Source organism: Allobosea sp. NPDC055332, assembly GCF_053645455.1.
In genome coordinates, this window is sequence record NZ_JBSHMO010000005.1 from 519,842 (window position 1) to 538,307 (window position 18,466).

The 18,466-nt window shown below is 68.2% G+C and carries 22 protein-coding genes and 1 other RNA gene; 10 read left to right on the forward strand and 13 right to left on the reverse strand.

Features of this window, described 5'->3' with window-relative positions:
- The first annotated feature begins 16 nt into the window (after positions 1 to 16).
- The gene (locus tag ACWIGM_RS27960) at positions 17 to 1,087 is read left to right on the forward strand and encodes a LacI family DNA-binding transcriptional regulator (protein ID WP_454029238.1); all 1,071 of its coding nucleotides are present in this window, start codon (positions 17 to 19) and stop codon (positions 1,085 to 1,087) included.
- A 13-nt stretch (positions 1,088 to 1,100) separates the two neighbouring features.
- Here ACWIGM_RS27960 and ACWIGM_RS27965 read toward each other — a convergent pair whose 3' ends face one another.
- The 6 genes from ACWIGM_RS27965 to rpmH form a co-directional block, all read right to left on the reverse strand.
- A complete protein-coding gene (locus ACWIGM_RS27965; RefSeq protein ID WP_454029417.1) occupies positions 1,101 to 1,385 on the reverse strand; it encodes a hypothetical protein in 285 nt (94 codons plus the stop codon).
- A 35-nt stretch (positions 1,386 to 1,420) separates the two neighbouring features.
- Positions 1,421 to 2,086, reverse strand: a complete 666-nt coding sequence (yihA, locus tag ACWIGM_RS27970; RefSeq protein WP_454029239.1) for a ribosome biogenesis GTP-binding protein YihA/YsxC — start codon at positions 2,084 to 2,086, stop codon at positions 1,421 to 1,423.
- 9 nt (positions 2,087 to 2,095) lie between these two features.
- The gene (locus tag ACWIGM_RS27975; RefSeq protein ID WP_454029240.1) at positions 2,096 to 2,728 is read right to left on the reverse strand and encodes a CatB-related O-acetyltransferase; all 633 of its coding nucleotides are present in this window, start codon (positions 2,726 to 2,728) and stop codon (positions 2,096 to 2,098) included.
- 137 nt (positions 2,729 to 2,865) lie between these two features.
- Positions 2,866 to 4,752, reverse strand: coding sequence for a membrane protein insertase YidC (gene yidC, locus ACWIGM_RS27980; protein WP_454029241.1), 1,887 nt, complete (start codon positions 4,750 to 4,752; stop codon positions 2,866 to 2,868).
- A 40-nt stretch (positions 4,753 to 4,792) separates the two neighbouring features.
- Positions 4,793 to 5,176: a ribonuclease P protein component gene (gene rnpA, locus ACWIGM_RS27985; RefSeq protein WP_454029242.1), complete on the reverse strand. Its 384-nt coding sequence runs from the start codon at positions 5,174 to 5,176 to the stop codon at positions 4,793 to 4,795.
- 55 nt (positions 5,177 to 5,231) lie between these two features.
- Positions 5,232 to 5,366: a 50S ribosomal protein L34 gene (gene rpmH / locus ACWIGM_RS27990; RefSeq protein ID WP_038364779.1), complete on the reverse strand. Its 135-nt coding sequence runs from the start codon at positions 5,364 to 5,366 to the stop codon at positions 5,232 to 5,234.
- Between the two features lie 234 nt (positions 5,367 to 5,600).
- Here rpmH and ffs point away from each other — a divergent pair.
- The 4 genes from ffs (at position 5,601) to recR (ending at position 8,705) form a co-directional block, all read left to right on the forward strand.
- Positions 5,601 to 5,697, forward strand: an RNA gene (ffs, locus tag ACWIGM_RS27995) — signal recognition particle sRNA small type.
- A gap of 106 nt (positions 5,698 to 5,803) precedes the next feature.
- Positions 5,804 to 7,657, forward strand: a complete 1,854-nt coding sequence (locus ACWIGM_RS28000; protein WP_454029243.1) for a DNA polymerase III subunit gamma/tau — start codon at positions 5,804 to 5,806, stop codon at positions 7,655 to 7,657.
- A 15-nt stretch (positions 7,658 to 7,672) separates the two neighbouring features.
- Positions 7,673 to 7,993, forward strand: coding sequence for a YbaB/EbfC family nucleoid-associated protein (locus ACWIGM_RS28005; RefSeq protein ID WP_454029244.1), 321 nt, complete (start codon positions 7,673 to 7,675; stop codon positions 7,991 to 7,993).
- A gap of 106 nt (positions 7,994 to 8,099) precedes the next feature.
- On the forward strand, positions 8,100 to 8,705 hold the full coding sequence (recR, locus tag ACWIGM_RS28010; RefSeq protein ID WP_454029418.1) for a recombination mediator RecR: 606 nt from the start codon (positions 8,100 to 8,102) through the stop codon (positions 8,703 to 8,705).
- Between the two features lie 7 nt (positions 8,706 to 8,712).
- Here the strand turns inward: recR and ACWIGM_RS28015 are convergent, their stop codons facing one another.
- Positions 8,713 to 9,000: a hypothetical protein gene (locus ACWIGM_RS28015; protein WP_454029245.1), complete on the reverse strand. Its 288-nt coding sequence runs from the start codon at positions 8,998 to 9,000 to the stop codon at positions 8,713 to 8,715.
- A 208-nt stretch (positions 9,001 to 9,208) separates the two neighbouring features.
- On the opposite strand from ACWIGM_RS28015, the gene dapD reads away from it, so the two are divergent.
- Positions 9,209 to 10,051: a 2,3,4,5-tetrahydropyridine-2,6-dicarboxylate N-succinyltransferase gene (dapD, locus tag ACWIGM_RS28020; protein WP_454029246.1), complete on the forward strand. Its 843-nt coding sequence runs from the start codon at positions 9,209 to 9,211 to the stop codon at positions 10,049 to 10,051.
- Between the two features lie 11 nt (positions 10,052 to 10,062).
- Positions 10,063 to 10,656, forward strand: coding sequence for a hypothetical protein (locus tag ACWIGM_RS28025; RefSeq protein ID WP_454029247.1), 594 nt, complete (start codon positions 10,063 to 10,065; stop codon positions 10,654 to 10,656).
- 18 nt (positions 10,657 to 10,674) lie between these two features.
- Here the strand turns inward: ACWIGM_RS28025 and ACWIGM_RS28030 are convergent, their stop codons facing one another.
- Entirely contained in the window at positions 10,675 to 11,229 is a 555-nt protein-coding gene (locus ACWIGM_RS28030) for a DUF1269 domain-containing protein (protein ID WP_454029248.1), read from the reverse strand.
- 85 nt (positions 11,230 to 11,314) lie between these two features.
- Complete coding sequence (locus ACWIGM_RS28035; RefSeq protein WP_454029249.1) at positions 11,315 to 12,808, reverse strand: MDR family MFS transporter; 1,494 nt, start codon at positions 12,806 to 12,808, stop codon at positions 11,315 to 11,317.
- Between the two features lie 162 nt (positions 12,809 to 12,970).
- Here ACWIGM_RS28035 and ACWIGM_RS28040 point away from each other — a divergent pair, with 162 nt between their 5' ends.
- Positions 12,971 to 13,345, forward strand: a complete 375-nt coding sequence (locus tag ACWIGM_RS28040) for a hypothetical protein (RefSeq protein ID WP_454029250.1) — start codon at positions 12,971 to 12,973, stop codon at positions 13,343 to 13,345.
- The gene (locus ACWIGM_RS28045) at positions 13,342 to 13,842 is read left to right on the forward strand and encodes a hypothetical protein (RefSeq protein ID WP_454029251.1); all 501 of its coding nucleotides are present in this window, start codon (positions 13,342 to 13,344) and stop codon (positions 13,840 to 13,842) included. The genes ACWIGM_RS28040 and ACWIGM_RS28045 overlap by 4 nt, the downstream gene beginning before the upstream one ends.
- A gap of 3 nt (positions 13,843 to 13,845) precedes the next feature.
- On the opposite strand, the gene ACWIGM_RS28050 is transcribed toward ACWIGM_RS28045, so the two are convergent.
- Positions 13,846 to 14,301, reverse strand: a complete 456-nt coding sequence (locus ACWIGM_RS28050; RefSeq protein WP_454029252.1) for a winged helix-turn-helix transcriptional regulator — start codon at positions 14,299 to 14,301, stop codon at positions 13,846 to 13,848.
- A gap of 114 nt (positions 14,302 to 14,415) precedes the next feature.
- Here ACWIGM_RS28050 and ACWIGM_RS28055 point away from each other — a divergent pair, with 114 nt between their 5' ends.
- Positions 14,416 to 15,690: an MFS transporter gene (locus ACWIGM_RS28055; RefSeq protein ID WP_454029253.1), complete on the forward strand. Its 1,275-nt coding sequence runs from the start codon at positions 14,416 to 14,418 to the stop codon at positions 15,688 to 15,690.
- Between the two features lie 61 nt (positions 15,691 to 15,751).
- On the opposite strand, the gene ACWIGM_RS28060 is transcribed toward ACWIGM_RS28055, so the two are convergent.
- From ACWIGM_RS28060 to ACWIGM_RS28070, 3 genes are all read right to left on the reverse strand, one after another.
- Positions 15,752 to 16,240: a GlcG/HbpS family heme-binding protein gene (locus ACWIGM_RS28060; protein WP_454029254.1), complete on the reverse strand. Its 489-nt coding sequence runs from the start codon at positions 16,238 to 16,240 to the stop codon at positions 15,752 to 15,754.
- Positions 16,241 to 16,338: 98 nt separating this feature from the next.
- Positions 16,339 to 16,947, reverse strand: a complete 609-nt coding sequence (locus ACWIGM_RS28065) for a response regulator transcription factor (protein ID WP_454029255.1) — start codon at positions 16,945 to 16,947, stop codon at positions 16,339 to 16,341.
- Positions 16,944 to 18,455 carry a sensor histidine kinase gene (locus ACWIGM_RS28070; RefSeq protein ID WP_454029256.1) on the reverse strand — a complete coding sequence of 504 codons (1,512 nt, stop codon included), beginning with the start codon at positions 18,453 to 18,455 and terminating at the stop codon, positions 16,944 to 16,946. Before ACWIGM_RS28070 ends, ACWIGM_RS28065 begins: the two co-directional genes overlap by 4 nt.
- Between the last annotated feature and the right edge of the window lie 11 nt (positions 18,456 to 18,466).

Below are 18,466 nucleotides of genomic sequence, written 5' to 3' on the forward strand. Positions count from 1 at the left end.
GATGGTTTTTGATTGAATGAATGCGCCGATCCGCAATCCTGACGAGGAGAACGCGCTCCCCCGCCGCCGCCAGATGGCGCGGGTCGAGGATGTCGCGCGCCTCGCCGGGGTCTCGACTGCGACCGTCGACCGGGTGCTGAACCAGCGCCCGGGCGTGCGGCCTGCGACCGTCCAGCGCGTACTGAAGGCGGCGGGCGAGCTCGGCTATGTCATGGAGGGCACGCTGCCGGCGAGCGCGCTCCGCCCCTTGCGGCTCGCCTTCCTGCTGCCGGCCGGAAACAATCGCTTCCTCGGCCTGCTCGGCCGGCTGATCGCGGGGTCGCAGGACCAGCTGGCCTCGTTCAACATGCGGGCCCGGGTCGAGCATATCGAGAGCTTCAAGCCGGAACTGCTCGCCCATGAGCTCCGGCGCATCGGCCGCGAGGTCGACGGCATCGCCTTCATGGCGCTGGAGCACCCAACCGTGCGCGAGGCGGTCGATGCCCTCGCCGAGCGCGGCGTGCCGAGTGTCACCTTGATCTCGGACATCGCCAACACCGCCCGCGCCGCCTATGTCGGCCTCGACAACCGCGCTGCCGGGCGCACCGCCGGCCAGCTCATCGCCCGCTTCATCGGCCCGCGCCGGGCGAAAGTCGCGATGATCGCCGGCAGCCTGAGCTATCGCGCCCACGAGGAGCGCGAGATGGGCTTCCTGCACCTGTTCGAGGAACTCTATCCGGACATCGAGGTCGTCGGCTTGCGCGAAGGCCATGACGACGAGGCCAAGAACTACCGCCAGACCAAGACCCTGCTCGGCCAGCATCCGGACCTGGCCGGCATCTACAATATCGGCGGCGGGCCGGAGGGCATTGCCCGGGCGCTGAAGGAAGCCGGGCGGCAGGACGTGGTCTTCGTCGGCCATGGCCTGACGCCGGAGACGCGCGGCCTGCTCGTCGACGGCACCATGGACGCGGTGATCACCCAGCAGCCGCTGGCGACGCTGATGAGCTGCGTTGCGATCTTCGCAAACTTACGCGCCGGCCGGCCGGCGGCGGAGGGCACGGCCCGGCCCGGCATCGAGATCGTGCTGCGCGAGAACCTGCCTTGAAGCGGTCCGGGCTCTACTCCGCTCGTCCCATCGCCCTCAATGCGCCGATGAATTCGCCGACCGGGTGAATGTCCGGTGTTTCGTGCAACAGCGCTTCGAGTGCGACCGCGATACCCAGGCAATCGGCCGGAGTGAGAACACGCAGGTTCGACGACACCTTGTTGTAGGAGGCCGTTCCGCGGCTCGCGATCGAGCGATTGATGACGAAGGTCTCGGCCGTCCCGTCCGCATGCTCGACGAACAAGGCGAGCGAGCCGCCATCTGCCGCTGCCGCGCTGTCTGTCACCGCCTTCAGGATATCCTCCTCCGAAATCAGTGGGGATCGGCGGATAGCTATGCCCGCTCGGCCAGCGCCCTTGCGATCGCCGCCCGGAACTCGGGGATGCCGAGACCTTTCTCACTGGAGGTCAGCAGCACCTCAGGGAAGGCAGCGGGCCGGCGCTTGATCGTCGCGGCGGTCGCCTCGATCACCGCCTCCTGCTCGGACTTCTTGAGCGCATCGCCCTTGGTCAGGATCACCTGATAGGAGACGGCGGCCTTGTCGAGCGTTTCCAGCACGTCCCCGTCGACATCCTTGATTCCGTGGCGGGCGTCGATCAGCACGTAGACGCGCATCAGATTGGCGCGGCCGCGCAGATAATCGTGGATCAGCTTCGTCCAGGCCGCGACCTTCTCCTTGCCGACGGCGGCATAGCCATAGCCGGGCATGTCGACGATGGTCAGCCGCTCGTCATGGCCGACCTGGCGGAAGAAGTTGAGCTGCTGGGTGCGGCCCGGCGTGTGGGAGGTCCGCGCCAGCGCGTTGCGGCGGGTGAGCGCATTGATCAGGCTCGACTTGCCGACATTGGAACGGCCGGCGAAGGCGATCTCCTGCCCGACCATGGGCGGCAGGTCGTCGATCCGGGTCGAGGCCCAGACGAAGTCCCATGGGCCCTCGAACAGTTTTCGGGCGGATTCGAGTTCGTCGTCGCTGAAGGGCGTGGTCTGATCTGAGGTCATCGCCTTTGCCTACACGGCGGCGCGCAGCGCGTCGATGTCCGCGCCGGCGATCAAGGGCAGGTTGCGCGCGATCTTTTCCGCCTCCCAGTCCCACCAGCGGATCTCGAGCAGTGCTGCGATGACATCCGGCGGGAAGCGTAGCTTCATGACGCGGCCGGGATTGCCGACCACCACGGCATAGGGCGGCACGTCGCGCGAAACCTGGGCGCGGGTGCCGATGATCGCGCCGTCGCCGATGCTGACGCCGGGCATGATCACCGCCTCGCGGCCGATCCAGACATCGTTGCCGATCACGGTGTCGCCGCGCAGGGCCAGGCCGTCGCGGGTGAAGTCGGGCACGTTCTCGAAGCCGAACATGCCGAACGGATAGGTCGAGAAGCCGCCCATCGGATGGTTGGCGCCGTTCATGATGAATTGCGCCGCCTGGGCGATGGCGACGAATTTACCGATGATCAGCCGGTCGCCGATGAAGTCGAAATGATAGCGCACGCAGCGGGCGAGGAAATGCTCCGGGCCGCGCGAGTCGTCATAGTAGGAGTAGTCGCCGACCTCGACGAGCGGATGGTCGACGACGGCCTTGAGGAAGGCCGTGCCCTTCCAGCCGGCGATCGGATGGCGTGTTTTCGGGTCGGGAAGAGGCATGGCCCGGCACTAAGCACATCGCCATCATCAGGGACAAGCCGCGAGGCGGCGCAAGCCTGGCAGCAAACGCAAAACGCCGGAGCCCAGGAGGGATCCGGCGTTTCATGTCGTGCGGTCGGGGCTCTCGCCCCGCCACCTCACTTCTTGTTGCTGTTCGCCGGCTTGGGCGCGGTTACGGCGCCAGCCGCGGCCGGCTTCTTGCCGAACATGGCCTTGATGTTGTCCCAGAGCTCGATCTTGACGCCGTGCTTCTTCATGATGAAGCCTTGCTGCGTCACCGATAGCAGGTTGTTCCAGGTCCAGTAGATCACCAGGCCGGCCGGGAACGAACCGAGCAGGAAGGTGAAGAACACCGGCATCCAGGTGAACATCATCTTCTGGACCGGATCCGGCGGCTCCGGGTTCATCTTCATCTGCACGAACATCGTGATGCCCATCAGGATCGGCCAGATGCCGAGATGCAGCATGGCCGGCGGCGTGAACGGCAGGGCGCCGAACAGATTGAAGAGATTGGTCGGATCGGGCGCGGCGAGGTCCTTGATCCAGCCGTAGAACGGCGCGTGCCGCATCTCGATGGTGATGAACAGGATCTTGTAGAGCGCGAAGAAGACCGGGATCTGCACCAGCACCGGCCAGCAGCCGGCGAGCGGGTTGATCTTCTGCGTCTTGTACAGCTCCATCAGCGCCTGCTGCTGCTTCATCTTGTCGTCAGCATAGCGCTCGCGGATCGCCATCATCTCCGGCTGAACCGCCTTCATCTTCGCCATCGAGGCGTAGGACTTGTTGGCGAGCGGGAAGAACAGGCCCTTCAGCAGGACGGTCACGACCAGGATCGCGATGCCGAAATTCCCGACATGCTTGTAGACCCAGTCCATCACGTAGAACATCGGCTTCGTGATGAAATAGAACCAGCCCCAGTCGATCATCAGCTCGAAGCGCTTGATGCCCTGGTTCTTCTCGTAGCCGTCGATCGCCGCGACTTCCTTGGCGCCGGCGAACAGGCGCGAGGAGGCGCTGGCCGAAGCACCCGGCGCGACATTGACGGCTTCGCCGAGGAAATCGGCCTGGTAGGTGCGCACCGAGCCGGTCTGCACCGAGGAATAGCGGCCTTCGTACTTCTTGCCCTGGTCCGGGATCGCGGCGGCGGCCCAGTACTTGTCGGTGATGCCGACGAAGCCGCCGACGACATCCTTCCAGGCCTTGCCATGCGTCGCCGAGCCGAGCGCCGGCTCCTTGTCGATGGCGTCGTAGGTGTATTCCTGCAGGCCCTGCTCGCCGAGCGAGCCGATCATGCCCTCATGCAGCACGTAGTAGCCGAGCGTCGCCGGCTTGCCGACGCGCACGACCTGGCCATAGGGATAGAGCGAGACCGGGTTCGTGCCCTTGTTCTCGACCTCGTCGCGGATCGAGAACATGGCGTTGTCGTCGACCGCGATGGTGCGCTTGAACGTGAGGCCCTGGCCGTTGTCCCAGGTGAGTGTCACCGGCTTGGCCGAGGTCAGGACATCGCTGTCGGCGCTCCAGACCGTATTGGCGTTCGGAAGCGGGACATTGGCGCCCGGCCCGGCGACCCAGCCGAAATCGGAATAGTAGGCGTTCGGGCCGCCGGCCGGCGAGAGCAGCACGATGATCGGGCTCTTCGGGTCGACCGTCTCGTGATAGGCCTTGAGCGAGATGTCGTCGATGCGCGCGCCGGTCAGCGAGAGCGAGCCGGCGATCTTCCCCGTGTCGATCTTGAGGCGCGGACCGGCGGCGAGCGCCGCCTCGCGGGTCGCGGCGGCAGGGGCCGCCGTGACCGGAGCCTGGCCGGGCTGCGCCGGCGCAGTGCCGGGCGCCGGAGCGGCGCCGGAGGCGGTCGGCGCCCCGGAGGGCTGCGTCGCCTGCTGGCTCTGCGTCTGCTGGTTCTGCTGGGCGATCTGCTTCTGCTTCTCGGCCTGCGGCAGGCCGTAGAAATACTGCCAGCCGAGCAGCACGACGACCGAGAGCGTGATCGCCAGCAGCAGGTTGCGGTTGTCTTCTTTCATCATCGTCTGAAAACGGTCTCGCTGGCGGCCCTGGCGGGCCTTATGAGGCTTGGCGCGGAGATGAGCGCCGATCGGGGCGGCGCTTGCCGCTGCTCGGGCGGGCACGGTCGAGCGCGACCGCAATGTCGTCGACCATGACCGCGAATGCTGCGTTCACGGTCTCGGGCCGCGCGACGATCACGAGGTCGCAGGGCTTGCCGGTCTGCTCCGCCAAAGCGAGCGCGGCGGCAGCGCGCAGGCGCCGGCGGATGCGGTTGCGCACCACGGCGTTGCCGGTCTTGCGCGAGGCGGTCAGCCCGAGGCGCAGGCTTTCCTGCTCCGGCTTGTCGAGGACTTGCGCGGTGAAGGCGGACGAACGAAAACGGCGGCCGTGCTCGGCCGCCGCGAGAAAGTCCTTGCGTTGCGTCAGACGGGCGAGGCGCATGGCGGTTGGCCAGTCTTCCGGAACGGGCGCGCCTTGACCGCGCGCCTTGAGCTCATCAGGCCGACAGACGCTTGCGGCCGTGGGCGCGACGGGCGGCAATGACCTTGCGGCCGCCCTTGGTCGCCATGCGGGCGCGGTAGCCGTGGCGGCGCTTACGCACCAGCTTGCTGGGTTGATAGGTTCTCTTCACGGTCCGTCTCCGGGGCCTTGATCGGCAGGGCGAGCACAGCTTTCGCAGGAAAGCCGATGCCAGCCAGGCCTGTCATGCAAAAAGGGTCCGCGCAGCCCGGTAGGCAGCGCAGGTCGCGGGCTTATGGCGGATGGGACAGCCCAAGTCAATGCCGAAACGCCTGCGCCGCGCCGTCGCAGCGGCGCATTTTGCCGCGGACTTGCGCTCGCCCGCCAAAGCGACGATATAGCGCTCGGGAGGTTGGCGAGGGACGTCTCACTCGCCAACCCGGTCAGGTCCGGAAGGAAGCAGCCGTAACGAGACCGAACGGGTCTTCGTCCAACCTCCTACTTCAGCGCCGCTCGCGAAGCGCCTTATTCTCACATTGCTGACGTGTTCGCGCCGCCTGCGGCAGATGCGGCGTTGACCGCCGCGCCGCGATTGGCGAAAGCAGGGGCATGACCGACGAGACCGTCCCCGCCGACGAGCCGGGTTTCCCCGGCATGGCTCCGGCGCCAGCCCCGGCCGCAGCACCCGCCGGCTATCGCGTCCTGGCGCGCAAGTACCGGCCGGCGCATTTTGGCGACCTGATCGGCCAGGACGCCATGGTCCGGACGCTGACCAATGCCTTCGCGGCCGGCCGCATCCCGCAGGCCTGGATGCTGACCGGCGTGCGCGGCGTCGGCAAGACCACGACGGCGCGCATCCTGGCCCGGGCCCTGAATTTCCAGAACCCCGACGGCAGCGGCGCGCCGACCACCGATCTCACGAATTTCGGCGTGCATTGCCAGGCGATCGTCGAGGGCCGCCACATCGACGTGATGGAGATCGACGCCGCCTCGAACAACGGCGTCGACAATGTCCGCCAGATCAATGACGCGGTGCGCTACGCGCCGACCAGCGCGCGCTACAAGGTCTACATCATCGACGAGGTCCACATGCTTTCGGGAGGCGCCTTCAACGCCTTCCTGAAGACACTGGAGGAGCCGCCACCGCACGCCAAGTTCATCTTCGCCACCACCGAGATCCGCAAGGTTCCGGTCACGGTACTGTCGCGCTGCCAGCGCTTCGACCTGCGCCGCGTCGATGCGGCGCTCCTGGTCGGGCATCTCGACAGGATCTGCCGGGCGGAGGGCATCGAGGCCGAGGAGGAGGCGCTCGCCGCGGTGGCGCGGGCCGCCGAGGGCTCGGTGCGCGATTCGCTCTCGATCCTCGACCAGGCGATCGCCCATGCCGGCGGCAGGATCACGTTGGACGAAGTCCGCAACATGCTCGGCCTCTCCGACCGGGCGCGCGTCATCGATCTGTTCGAACTGGTGATGAAGGGCGACATCGCCGGAGCGCTGACCGAGCTTCGGGCGCAATACGATGCCGGCGCCGACCCCGCCGTCGTGCTTTCCGATCTCGCCGAGTTCAGCCATCTGGTGACCCGCCTCAAGCTCGTGCCTGAGGCCGCCAGGGACAACAGCCTCTCGCAGGCCGAACGCGTGCGCGGCGCCGACTTTGCCCAGCGCCTGTCGGTCCGCGTGCTGGCGCGGGCCTGGCAGATGCTGCTGAAGGCGGTCAGTGAGGTCCGCCAGGCCGATCGGCCGGTGATGGCGGCCGAGATGGCGCTGGTGCGTCTCGCCCATGCCGCCGACCTGCCGACGCCCGACGAGGCGCTCAGGATGCTGCGCGACGGCAGCGGGGCCGTCGGTGGAAACGGCTCCGCCGCGCCGCGCCCGCCCTCTGGCGGCGGCGCGACCGCGCTGGCGGCCCGCCCCGTGCTCGCCAGCGCTAATCCGATGCTCGCCGCGGCGCCTGTCGCGCAGACGCGCGCCAGCGCCCTGCCGCAGCCGCAGAGCTTCGAAGAGGTCGTCGCACTCGCCTCGCGCCAGCGCGACATCACCATGAAGCTGGCGCTCGAGCGCGATGTCCGCCTGGTGCGCTTCGAGCAGGGACGGATCGAGTTCGCGCTCGCCGAGCACGGCAACCGCATGCTCGCCAACGATCTGTCGAAGCGGCTGAAGGAGTGGACCGGCCAGACCTGGTTGGTCGCCGTCGTCAACGCCGAGGGTACGGCGACCCTGCGCGAGCAGGCGGCGGCAGCACGCGACAAGCGCGAGAACGACGCCGCCAACCATCCGGCCGTGCGCGCCGTGATGGAGCGCTTCCCGGGCGCGCGCATCATCGACGTCCGCGATCCGCGCGCGGCGGAGGCTGAAGCGCCTGCAGCGGCCGCAGGCGGTGACGATGACCTGCCCGAAATCGAGCCGCTTTTCGACGACAGCGAGCCCGATTTCGACGGCGTCGAATTCTGGACCGACAACTGATAAGGGAGCGCCGCCATGCGCGACATGATGGGCCTGATGAAGCAGGCGCAGGACATGCAGAAGAAGATGGCCGAGATGCAGGCCCAGCTCGAGACACTCGAATTCGAGGGCTCGGCCGGCGGCGGGCTGGTCAAGGTGGTGATGACCGCCAAGAACGTGCTGAAATCGGTGAAGATCGACCCGAGCCTGATGGTTCAGGGCGAGGAGGAGATCCTCGAGGACCTCGTCATCTCCGCCAGCAACGACGCTCGCAACAAGGCCGAGCGTTCGGTGCAGGAGCGGATGGCCGAGGTCACCCGCGGCCTGCCGATCCCGCCCGGCATGAAGCTGTTCTGAGCCGGTAGCACCGTCATGCTCGGGCTTGACCCGAGCATCTCTCGCAGACGAACCCTCTTGTCCCGAGATGGTCGGCCCGAGGCTGGCCATGACGCCCTATAGAGCCATGTCGAAAACCATCGCCGGCCCCGAGATCGAGCGCCTGATCCAGCTCCTGGCCAAGCTGCCGGGCCTGGGTCCGCGCTCGGCCCGGCGCGCCGCGCTCCACCTCGTCAAGAAGCGCGAGCAATTGCTCGGCCCGCTGGCCGAAGCGATGGCGGTGGCGCGCGAACGCATCGTCGTCTGCTCGACCTGCGGCAATGTCGATACCAGCGACCCGTGCGGGCTCTGCCGCGATCCGCGCCGCGACGAGAGCCTGATCGTCGTCGTCGCCGATATCGCCGATCTCTGGGCGCTGGAGCGCTCCGGCGCGGTCGGCGGGCGCTATCATGTGCTCGGCGGCGTGCTCTCGGCGCTCGACGGCATAAGGCCCGAGAACCTCTCGCTCGATGCGCTGGTCGCGCGTGCCTCCGATCCGGCGATCAAGGAAGTCATCCTCGCGCTCAACGCCACGGTCGAAGGCCAGACCACGGCGCATTTCATCACCGACCTCCTGGCGCATCTCGAGGTCAAGGTGACCAAGCTCGCCCACGGTGTGCCGGTTGGCGGCGAGCTTGACTATCTCGACGATGGCACGCTGGCGGCGGCGATCCGTCAGCGCACGGGCTTTTGAACCCGTCTCAGTCGTCCCAAGGCGAGGCGTTCTTGCAGCGATAGCCGACGAAGCATTGCGGCGTATCGCGCGCGGGCACCCAGGCCGGATCGGCAATTTCATCGAACTGGCAGAAGCCGCGATGGGCCACGAAGCGGTCATAGGTATAGCCGCCGGTGCCGAGCACGATCGCGCCATTGGCGATGACGCTCTGGCGATTGGCGGCGCAACTGCGCGCTGGCGATTGCGGCCGTGCCTGGGCGAGCGCGGTTCCCATCAGGATGAGGGCGAGAAGAGCGATCAGGATCCGGGTCATCTTCGCCTCCAGTACGGTTAGCCACTCAGCATTGTAACATGCCTGGGCCGCTCGCGTTCCGCTTTGCCTTGACGGAGCCGCAGGCTTCCGCCATCGCTCACCCTCGTCATGCACGGGCCCGTCCCGGGCACCCACATCTTCCCCTTTTCATCCACGCCGCAAGACGTGGATAGTCGGCACAAGGCCGACCGTGACGAGAGAGCCGCCCATGTCCCTGACCGATCTCGCCGCCACCATCGACGCCGCCTGGGAGAACCGGGCCGAGATCGGCATCAGCACCAAGGGCGCGGTCCGCGAGGCGGTCGAGCAGGCGATCGAATTGCTCGATTCCGGGCAGGCGCGCGTTGCCGAGAAGATCGGCGGCGAATGGGTCACGCATCAATGGCTGAAAAAGGCGGTGCTGCTCTCCTTCCGCCTCGCCGACAACGAGATCATGGCGCACGGCCCCGGCGAGGGCGTGTTCTGGGACAAGGTGCCCTCGAAGTTCGCCGGCTGGGGCGAGAACCGCTTCCGCGCCGCCGGCTTCCGCATCGTGCCGCCGGCTGCGGCGCGCAAGGGCTCCTATCTCGGGCCGAACGTCATCCTGATGCCGTCCTTCGTCAACATCGGTGCCTATGTCGATTCCGGCACCATGGTCGACACCTGGGCGACGGTCGGCTCCTGCGCCCAGATCGGCAAGAACGTGCACCTTTCCGGCGGCGTCGGCATCGGTGGCGTGCTCGAGCCGCTGCAGGCCAACCCGACGATCATCGAGGACAATTGCTTCATCGGCGCCCGCTCCGAGGTGGTCGAGGGCGTCGTCGTCGGCGAGGGCTCGGTGCTGGCCATGGGCGTGTTCATCTCGGCCACGACCAAGATCGTCGATCGCGCCACCGGCCAGGTCCATGTCGGCAAGGTGCCGCCCTATTCGGTAGTCGTCGCCGGCTCGCTGCCCGGCAAGCCGCTGAACGACGGCACGCCTGGCCCCTCGCTCTATTGCGCCGTGATCGTCAAGACGGTCGACGCCCAGACCCGCGCCAAGACCGGCATCAACGAATTGCTGCGCGACTGAAACGCCGGGTGATGAAGATTGCCCTGAGCGCCGCCGCCTTCGCCCTGTTCTCCCTGACGGCAGCGACGGTGCGGGCCGAGCCGGTCAAGCTCACCCTGAAGCTCGTCGACGAGGCCGGCAAGCCGCTCGCCGGCCATGCTGTCAGGGTTGCGATCGGCTCTGAGGCCGAAGCCAGCGCCCCGGACGCAGGCCAGCGCCTGTCGACCGATGCCGGCGGCGTCGCGCGCATGAGCGCTGAAGCCACGATCGACCGCCGCAGCGTCTCCTCGACCAGCATCTTCACCCGCCATCCGGCCGAGCATCTCGTCGTCGGTGTCGAGCTCGATCTGATCGGCCGGCGCGCGCTCTATCGCGTCAGGCTCGACCAGACCAAGGCCGGCACGGTCGGCCAGATCAACGCCTTCCTGGCCGGCGCCAGCGGGCGCTTCGACCTGCCATTGACCTTCCATGCCGACACGCAGAGCTGGAGCCTGCCCGACGATCCGGCCGGGCTGCGGCTCACCGGCGTCGGCGCAGAGCTCAAGGCCCACAGCATGGAAGGGTCGGCCGAGACCGGCCGCACCGTCACGCTCACCATCGCCAAGCAGAGCTTCAAGCGGCGATAGCGGAAGCCGAGCCTAGCCTCAGGCGCCGGGGATCGGATTCGGGGTCGGCTCGGTCGAAGCGGACGGCAGTTCCTGGCGCTGGGCCGCTGGCGAGGCGGCGAGCGCGTCGCGCAGCTTCTGCTCCTGCGAATGATCGAGCGAGGTCTTGAGCACGACGCCGCCGGTGCCCGTGATCGCCTCGAGCACCTTGTCGGCCGTCATCTTCTGGATCAGCACGAAGAGTGCGGCATTGCCCGGCTGCAGATTGGCGGCGAGTTCCTTCATGAAGCCGTCATTGACGCCGTAGTCGGTGAGCGCCCCGCCGAGCGCGCCGGAGGCCGCGCCGATCGCTGCGCCGAAGACCGGCATCAGGAAGATCGCGCCGATCAGCAGGCCCCAGAAACCGCCCGAGGCGGCGCCGAGCGCCGTGGTGTTGAGCAGCTGGTTGAGCTTGATCTTGCCGCCCTCGTGCATCACCGCGATCGCGGCGTCGCTGATCTGGATCAGGTATTCCTTCTGCAGGCCGATGATCTTCTGCCGCATTTCCTCGGCCTTGGCCTCGGTCGGATAGACGATGACGACGAGATCGGACATGGCGCACTCCTCTGACACGACGGGTCAAGCTGCCGCCGCTCTGTGACGGGCTTGCGGCAAACGCGCGACAGGTGCGAGCGTTCCGCTACTCCCCCGCCACCTCCTTCGCGGCAGCGAGCGCCGAGCCGCGCAGCGGCAGCTCCTGCATGCGTAGCAGGAAGAGCAGCGCCAGGGCGAATCCCGCGAAACTTGCGGCGAAGACATAGCGGAACAGCCCGACCATGGTCGCGCGGTCGACGCCGCCGGCCTTCAGCGTCTCGGCCGATAGCCCGGCGCCGCTGGCGCCGAGGCCGCCGAGCACGATCGCGCCGAAGATGGCGACGATCAGGGCCCCGCCGATCTGGCGGAAGAAGTTGGCCGTGCCCGTGGCGGTGCCGAGCTGATGCATCGGTACCGCGTTCTGGATCGAGACGGTCGCGACCGGCAGCAGCGTGCCGAAGCCGACGCTGATAAAGGCCAGCACGAGCCCGAACGCCCAGAGTGGCAGCTGGTCGCCATAGGCGATCAGCACGGCGGTGCCGGCAAGCGCGACGGCGAGCCCGGCGACCGGTACACGCTTGTAGTGGGTCAACTTGCCCATCGCCCGGCCCGAAGAGGTCGCGCCGAGGACGGTGCCGCAGGTCAGCGGGATCAGGCCGAGCCCGGAATTGGCCGCCGACAGGCCCGCCACCGTCTCGAAATAGAGCGGCAGATAGATGGTCAGGCCGATGAAAGTGCCCATGCCGAAGCCGGCGGCGATCGTGCCGTTGCGGACAACCGGATTGGCCAGGACGGTGAGCGGGATCAGCGGCTCTTCGGCGCTGCGCAGGCGCCAGGCGAAGCAAAGCCAGAGCAGGGCCGAACCGGCGACGAGGCCGAAGATCTGCGGGGATTTCCACGGATAATGCGTGCCGCCCCAGGACAGAGCCAGAAGCAGGGTCATGGTCGCGCTGGTCATCAGCAGCGCGCCGAGCACGTCGAGCTTGTGCGGCCGTTCATGTCGCGGCAGGCGCTGCAGGGCCTTGTCGGTCATCCAGTAGGCGCCGAGCCCGAGCGGCAGGTTGATCCAGAAGATCACCGACCAGTGCAGCGCCTCGGAGATCAGGCCGCCGAGCACGGGCCCGAGCAGCGAGGAGGTGAAGAAGACGCTGGCGAAATAGACCTGGTACTTGCCGCGCTCTCTCGGTGGGACCATGTCGCCGACGATGGTCTGCGCCATCGCGATCAGCCCGCCGCCGCCGAGCCCCTGCACGAAGCGGGCGGCGACCAGCAGCCAGAGCGAGGGCGCGAGCGCGCAGGCGGCGGAGCCGACCACGAAGATCGCGATGCCGCCGAGCATGGTGACGCGCCGGCCGTGGATATCGGCGAACTTGCCATAGAGCGGCGTCACCGCGGTCGAGGCGAGCAGATAGGCGGTGACCACCCAGGGCAGATGAGCGACGTCGCCGAGCTCGCGGCCGATCGTCGGCATTGCGGTCGCGACGATGGTCTGGTCGAGCGCCGCCAGGAACATGGCGAGCATGGTCCCGGTCAGGATCGACCGGATATCGGCATGGGAAAGCGCCGCCTGCGCCGGCGGCGTCTCGACCCGCTTGTCCATCGGCACTATGCCCGTCCTGTGCGTGGGGAATGTCGAAGGATAGAGCGCGGGCCCGTCATGCGCCAGAGTCGGGGACGCAGGGCCGCCGCGAAGTGAGCGCAGCCCGGCATTGGCCGCGCCGTGGACTTGCGGCTAGCATGGCCTCCTCCGCTGCGAGGATCCATGCGCGCGCATTTGCTCCTGCCCCTGCTCGTAATGCCGATGACGGCTGAGGCGCTCGAGCTCACCGGCCGCTACGGCTATGCCAGCGAATGGGCGGTGACGGCGACGCTCGCCGAGGCGGAACCGGCCATCTCCAAGCGCAAGCGTGATTTCGCCGGGCCGGTCAGCCTGAAACATCTAGCACTGTGCGGGCCGGGCGAGGTGGCGGAGAAGTCCGGCACGCTCAACCTGCGGCGCGACGGGCAGCGCTATGCCGCGATGCTGGTGATCGGCGAGGAAAGCTGTGCGGTTGCTGGCACGTTGGCCGAAGACGGCGTCGCCTTCGCCGATTGCGGCAAGGCCGGAAAGATCCCGCTGAGACTATGGCTGAAATGACGAAGCTGCGCTGCCTGGCCGCCATTGCCGCCGCTCTCGCCTGTGGACCAGCCGTGGCCGATACGCGGCCCTCTCTATGCCAGCCCGGCGAGACGGCAATCTTCTCCTGTGCGATCGGCGGCAAGATCGCCTCGCTCTGCGCCTCCGGCGACATCGGTCCCGGCCAGGGCAGGCTGACCTATCGCTTCGGCCGTAAGGGCGCGCTCGAATTGACCCATCCGGAAGCTCCGGTGCCGCCGGACCAGGCCTTCAGCACGGCAGTTGTCGGCGATGCCGGCTTTGCCGGCGACATCGTCCGCTTCAGCCGCGGCGCTACGCGCTACACGCTCTATTCGATCATCGTGAAAGGGCAGGGCGAGCGCGACGGCATCCTCGTCGCACGCGATGGCCGCCAGCTCGCCGACCTCAAATGCAAGGGCTTCGCGCTCGGCGCCGATGCCTGGCGCCTGCTCTATCGCGCCAAGCTGCCCAAGGCGGAGCCGGCCTCGCTCGACTAGCCCTTAAGCGTCGGTCTCCGGCACTTTCAGGATCATCGCGCCGTCGGCATTGATCGGCCTGCCGTCGTCGGTCTGCACGGTCAAAGTGACCTTGCGGCCGCTGTCGCGCTCGATCAGCGAGGAATGCTGCTCGCCCGGGGCGAACAGGTGCTGCTCGCCCCATTGCCTGAGCGCCACCATCACCGGGAAGAGATCGCGGCCCTTGGCGGTCAGCCGATACTCCTGGCGCGCCCCGCCGGTCGCAGCCGGGACGGCTTCGAGGATGCCGCGCGCGGTCAGCGTGCGCAGCCGCTCGGAGAGGATGTTGCGGGCGATGCCGAGGCTTTTCTGGAATTCGCTGAAACGGGTCATGCCGTCGAAGGCGTCGCGCACGATCAGCATCGACCACCAGTCGCCGATCGCGTCCAGCGCCCGCGCGCTCGGGCAATAATCGCTGACCAGGCTGCGGCGCTTGACCATCGCTGCGGCGTTCTCCTCAAGGCTCCGTGATTGAACTTTCAGTTGCAAGATAAAACCGACACCGCTACACCGCAATGAGTTTCATGATGAAACTCATCTAGCGGAGACCTGCCCATGCGACTGGACCTTGAGGCGGCGCCAACCGGCGCCGTGAGCGCCGACGCACGCCTATCGCCTGCCTCGGCAACGCCGCTCTCAGCCGGCATGATCCTGCTCTTCGCGGTGGCGAGTGGGCTCGCCGTCGCCAACGCCTATTTCGCCCACCCCCTGCTCGACATCATCGCCGACGACCTCGGGCTGTCGCGGGCGACGGTCGGCCTCGTCGTCGGTGCGACGCAGCTCGGCTACGGACTCGGGCTGATCCTGCTGGTGCCGCTCGGCGATCTCGTCGACCGCCGCAAGCTCGTCGTGCTGCAATCGCTGCTCTCGGTCGCCGCGCTGATCTGCGTCGCCCTCTCGGTTTCGGGTGCGATGCTCCTCGCCGCGATGGCGGCCATGGGTTTCCTCGCCGTGGTGACGCAAGCCTTCGTCGCCTATGCCGCCAGCCTGGCAAAGCCGGAGGAGCGCGGCCAGGTCGTCGGCTCGGTCACCAGCGGGATCGTGCTCGGCATCCTGCTCGCCCGTGCTGTTGCTGGCACGATGGCCGATCTCTCGGGCTGGCGGACGGTCTACCTGCTTTCGGCGGGAGCGACGCTGATCATCGCCGCGGTCCTGTTCTGGAACTTGCCGGCCGAGCGCAAGCCGCCGGCGCAGCTCTCCTATCCCAGCTTGATCGGCTCGCTCTTCACTCTGTTCCGCGATGAGAAGGTGCTGCGGATCCGTGCCGTGATCGCGATGCTGATCTTCGCCGACGTCACCACGCTGCTGACGCCGCTGGTGTTGCCGCTCGCGGCTCCGCCCTTCTCGCTGTCGCATACGGCGATCGGCCTGTTCGGCCTCGCCGGGGCGGCGGGCGCTCTCGGCGCGACGCGGGCCGGTGCCTGGACCGATCGCGGCCACGGCCAGCGCCTCACCGGCATCGCGCTCGCGCTGATGCTGTTCGCCTGGCTGCCGATCGGGCTGCTGCCGCAGTCGATCCTTTTTCTGATCGCCGGCGTGCTGATCCTCGATTTCGGCCTGCAGGCGGTGCACGTCACCAATCAGGCGATGATCTACCGGGTCCGACCGGAGGCGCAGAGCCGGCTGACCGCCGGGTACATGGTGTTCTATTCGATCGGCAGCGCGCTGGGCTCATCGAGCTCGACGCTGGTCTACGCCCAGGCCGGCTGGACCGGCGTCAGCCTGCTCGGCGCGGCGATCGCTGCGGTCGCGCTCATCTTCTGGGCCGCGACGCTGAAGGCGATGCCGGTCGAGGCGACGCGCGCCGTGACGGCGAAGCCTGCCGCCTGAAACGGTCAGGGCCGCTGCCTCGCGGCAGCGGCCCTGACGCCCCCCCCTCACTGAAGACCGGTCACTTCAGCTTGGCGGCGATCGCCTGCAGGCCGGCATTGGCGCATTCTTCATCGAGGTGGCCACCCGGAGCGCCGCCGACGCCGACTGCGGCGATGACCTCGTCACCGACCTTCACCGGCACGCCGCCGCCGAGCAGCAGGAAGCCTTGGATATGGACGAGGTTGCGGGCGCCGGCATTGTTGGCGGCAGTTTCGGCCATGGCGCCGGTGTTGTTCTTGGCCGAAACCGAGGTGAAAGCCTTGGCGCGGCTGGCGTCGATGGTGTGCGGGCCGGCGCGGTCGGCGCGGATGGTGGTCAGCACGACGCCGCCGCGGTCGACCACGGTCGCGGCGACGTTGAAATTCTTGGCGGCGCAGGCGGCGACGGTCGCCTGGGCGAGTTCGACGGCAAGCGCGGTCGGCAGAGCGCGGACCTGCGCAACCTGGGCCTGGGCGAGCGTCGGCAGGGCGATGGCGGCAGACATGATGGCGAGACGGGCGAACGACATGACGATCCCTCTGGTGACCACCGTTTTGGTGTGAGGGAACAATGCCGAGCCCGGTCTGGCGCGTGCATCCGGGCGATCCGCGCAGAACCTACGTAGTTCTACCGATCGACCCCGACGAGATGCAGCCGGACCATATCGGCGACGGAGGTCGTCTCCAGCTTCTCGGCGATATGGGCACGGTGCGTGTCGACGGTGCGCGGCGAGATCGCAAGCACGCGGGCGATCTCCTTGGTCGAGCGCCCCTCGGCGATCAGAGCGAGAATCTCGGCCTCGCGCTGAGACAGGCGCTCGAGCCGTTCCCGGAGCGAGGCCGTGCCGCTCTCGGCGGCGAGCATGCCGTCGAGCGTCGCCAGCGCCGCCTGCACGGTGTCGATCAGTACCTGCTCGTCGACCGGCTTGGTCAGGAAGTCGGCGGCGCCGTTGCGGAAGGCGGCACGGCAGGCCTCGACATCGCCATGGCCGGTGATGACGACGACCGGCCAGCGGCAGCGCGCGGCCGCAAGGCGCTCCTGCAGCTTAAGCCCGGTCAGGCGCGGCATGCGGATATCGGTGACGATGCAGCCCGGTCGCAGGTTAGGCAGCGCCTCCAGGAAGGCGGCGCCGTCGGCGTGCGGCTGGACCTCGAGCCCGACAGTGCGCAGCAGGAAGCTCAGCGCCTCGCGCACCTCCCAATCATCGTCGATGAGATGGACGAGCTGCCGGCTCATTCGGCCGCCTCCTTGCGGGCCTCAGCAGCAGCGCGCGGCAGGCGGACACTGAAGACCGCACCACCCCCGGCGGCGTTCTCGGCGGCGAGCGTTCCGTCGAAGCGCTCGACCAAGCGGACGCAAAGCGCGAGGCCGAGGCCGAGCCCGGCCGGCTTGGTGGTGAAGAAGGGTTCGAACAGCCGCGCCTGCGCCTCCGGCGACAAGCCGGGACCGCTGTCGCGAACCGCGAGGACGGCATCGCTGCCTTGCGTACCGACCTCGATGGTGACACTGCGCTCGCCGTCCTGCCCCTCGACCGCTTCCAGCCCGTTGCGGGCAAGGTTGAAGACGACCTGTTCGAGCTGGACCCGGTCGGCCCGCACCAGCGGCCGACTGCCGTCGCCGCCGACCCGTAGCGTTGCACCGGCACTCTGAGCGTTCGCCGCAAGGAGGTGGACGACCTCGCCGGCGAGCTCGGTCAGGTCGACGTTCTCGACCACAGGCTCGGATTTGCTGATCCAGGCGCGCAGCCGCCCAAGGATGTCGCCGGCGCGGCGGGCATTGCGCGCAATCGCCTCAAAGGCGCCGGCCAGCACCGCCTGATCCGCCTCTGGCTGCGCCAGCAGCCGCCGCCCCGCCTGGGCCTGGCCAAGGATCGCGGTCAGAGGCTGGGTCAGTTCATGGGCGATGCCGGAAGCGAGCTCGCCCATCGCATTGACCCGCCCGGCATGGGCGAGACGCGCATCCTGCTCGGCGAGAACGGCCTTGCGCGCCGCCTCCTTCGCGGCACTGCGGGCTTCAAGCAGACGGTCGACCAGGAACGTGGCGAGGGCGACGAGCAGGCCCGCGAGCGCCAGAAAGCCCGGCGGTGGCAGCGGCCAGCTCGGCGCGCTGGTCGTCAGCGTCAGGCGCAAGGGCTGGGTGCGGCTGGCGATCTCGGCGCTGAAGGCGCCCGGCGGCTGGTCGCCTGGCTCGCCCGGCGCAATCAGCCGCAGATGAACCTGCGCATCGTCCGGCAGCGGCGTATCGCTCGCCGAGAGCCGGTTCATGTCGATGATCAGGGCGAGTGCATAGTGGCCGACACCGTCGGTGAGCGCCCGCTTGACCAGCAGCAATCTGCTGCCGCCGTCGAGGGCACGCGTGCGCAGGTTCGAGCCGACGGCCTGCCGCGCCTCCTCTGCGACGACAGCGGGGTCGGCCACGTCGAGCAATGAGCGCGGCGGGCTCAGGGCGAGGTCGACGACATCGATGCCGACGATGCGCGGATAGAAGCGGATGATGCTGGCCGCGACCTGCTCGACGGTCGCGACCGGCGCCGGCTCGGCGGCCTGAACCAGCGCCGACAGGCTGGTCAGATGGGCATCGTGCTGATCGACCCGCTGCGAGATCAGGCGGTGCAGGGTCCGCCCGGCCTCCTCCAGCGCGGCGGCGTCATGACTGCGCCGATTCAGCGAATAGGCGGCGCAGGCGAGCCCGAACGCGACGAGGCCCGCTACGAGGATGGCGGCGCGGCGCGACCTCCTCAACATCAGCGTGTCGA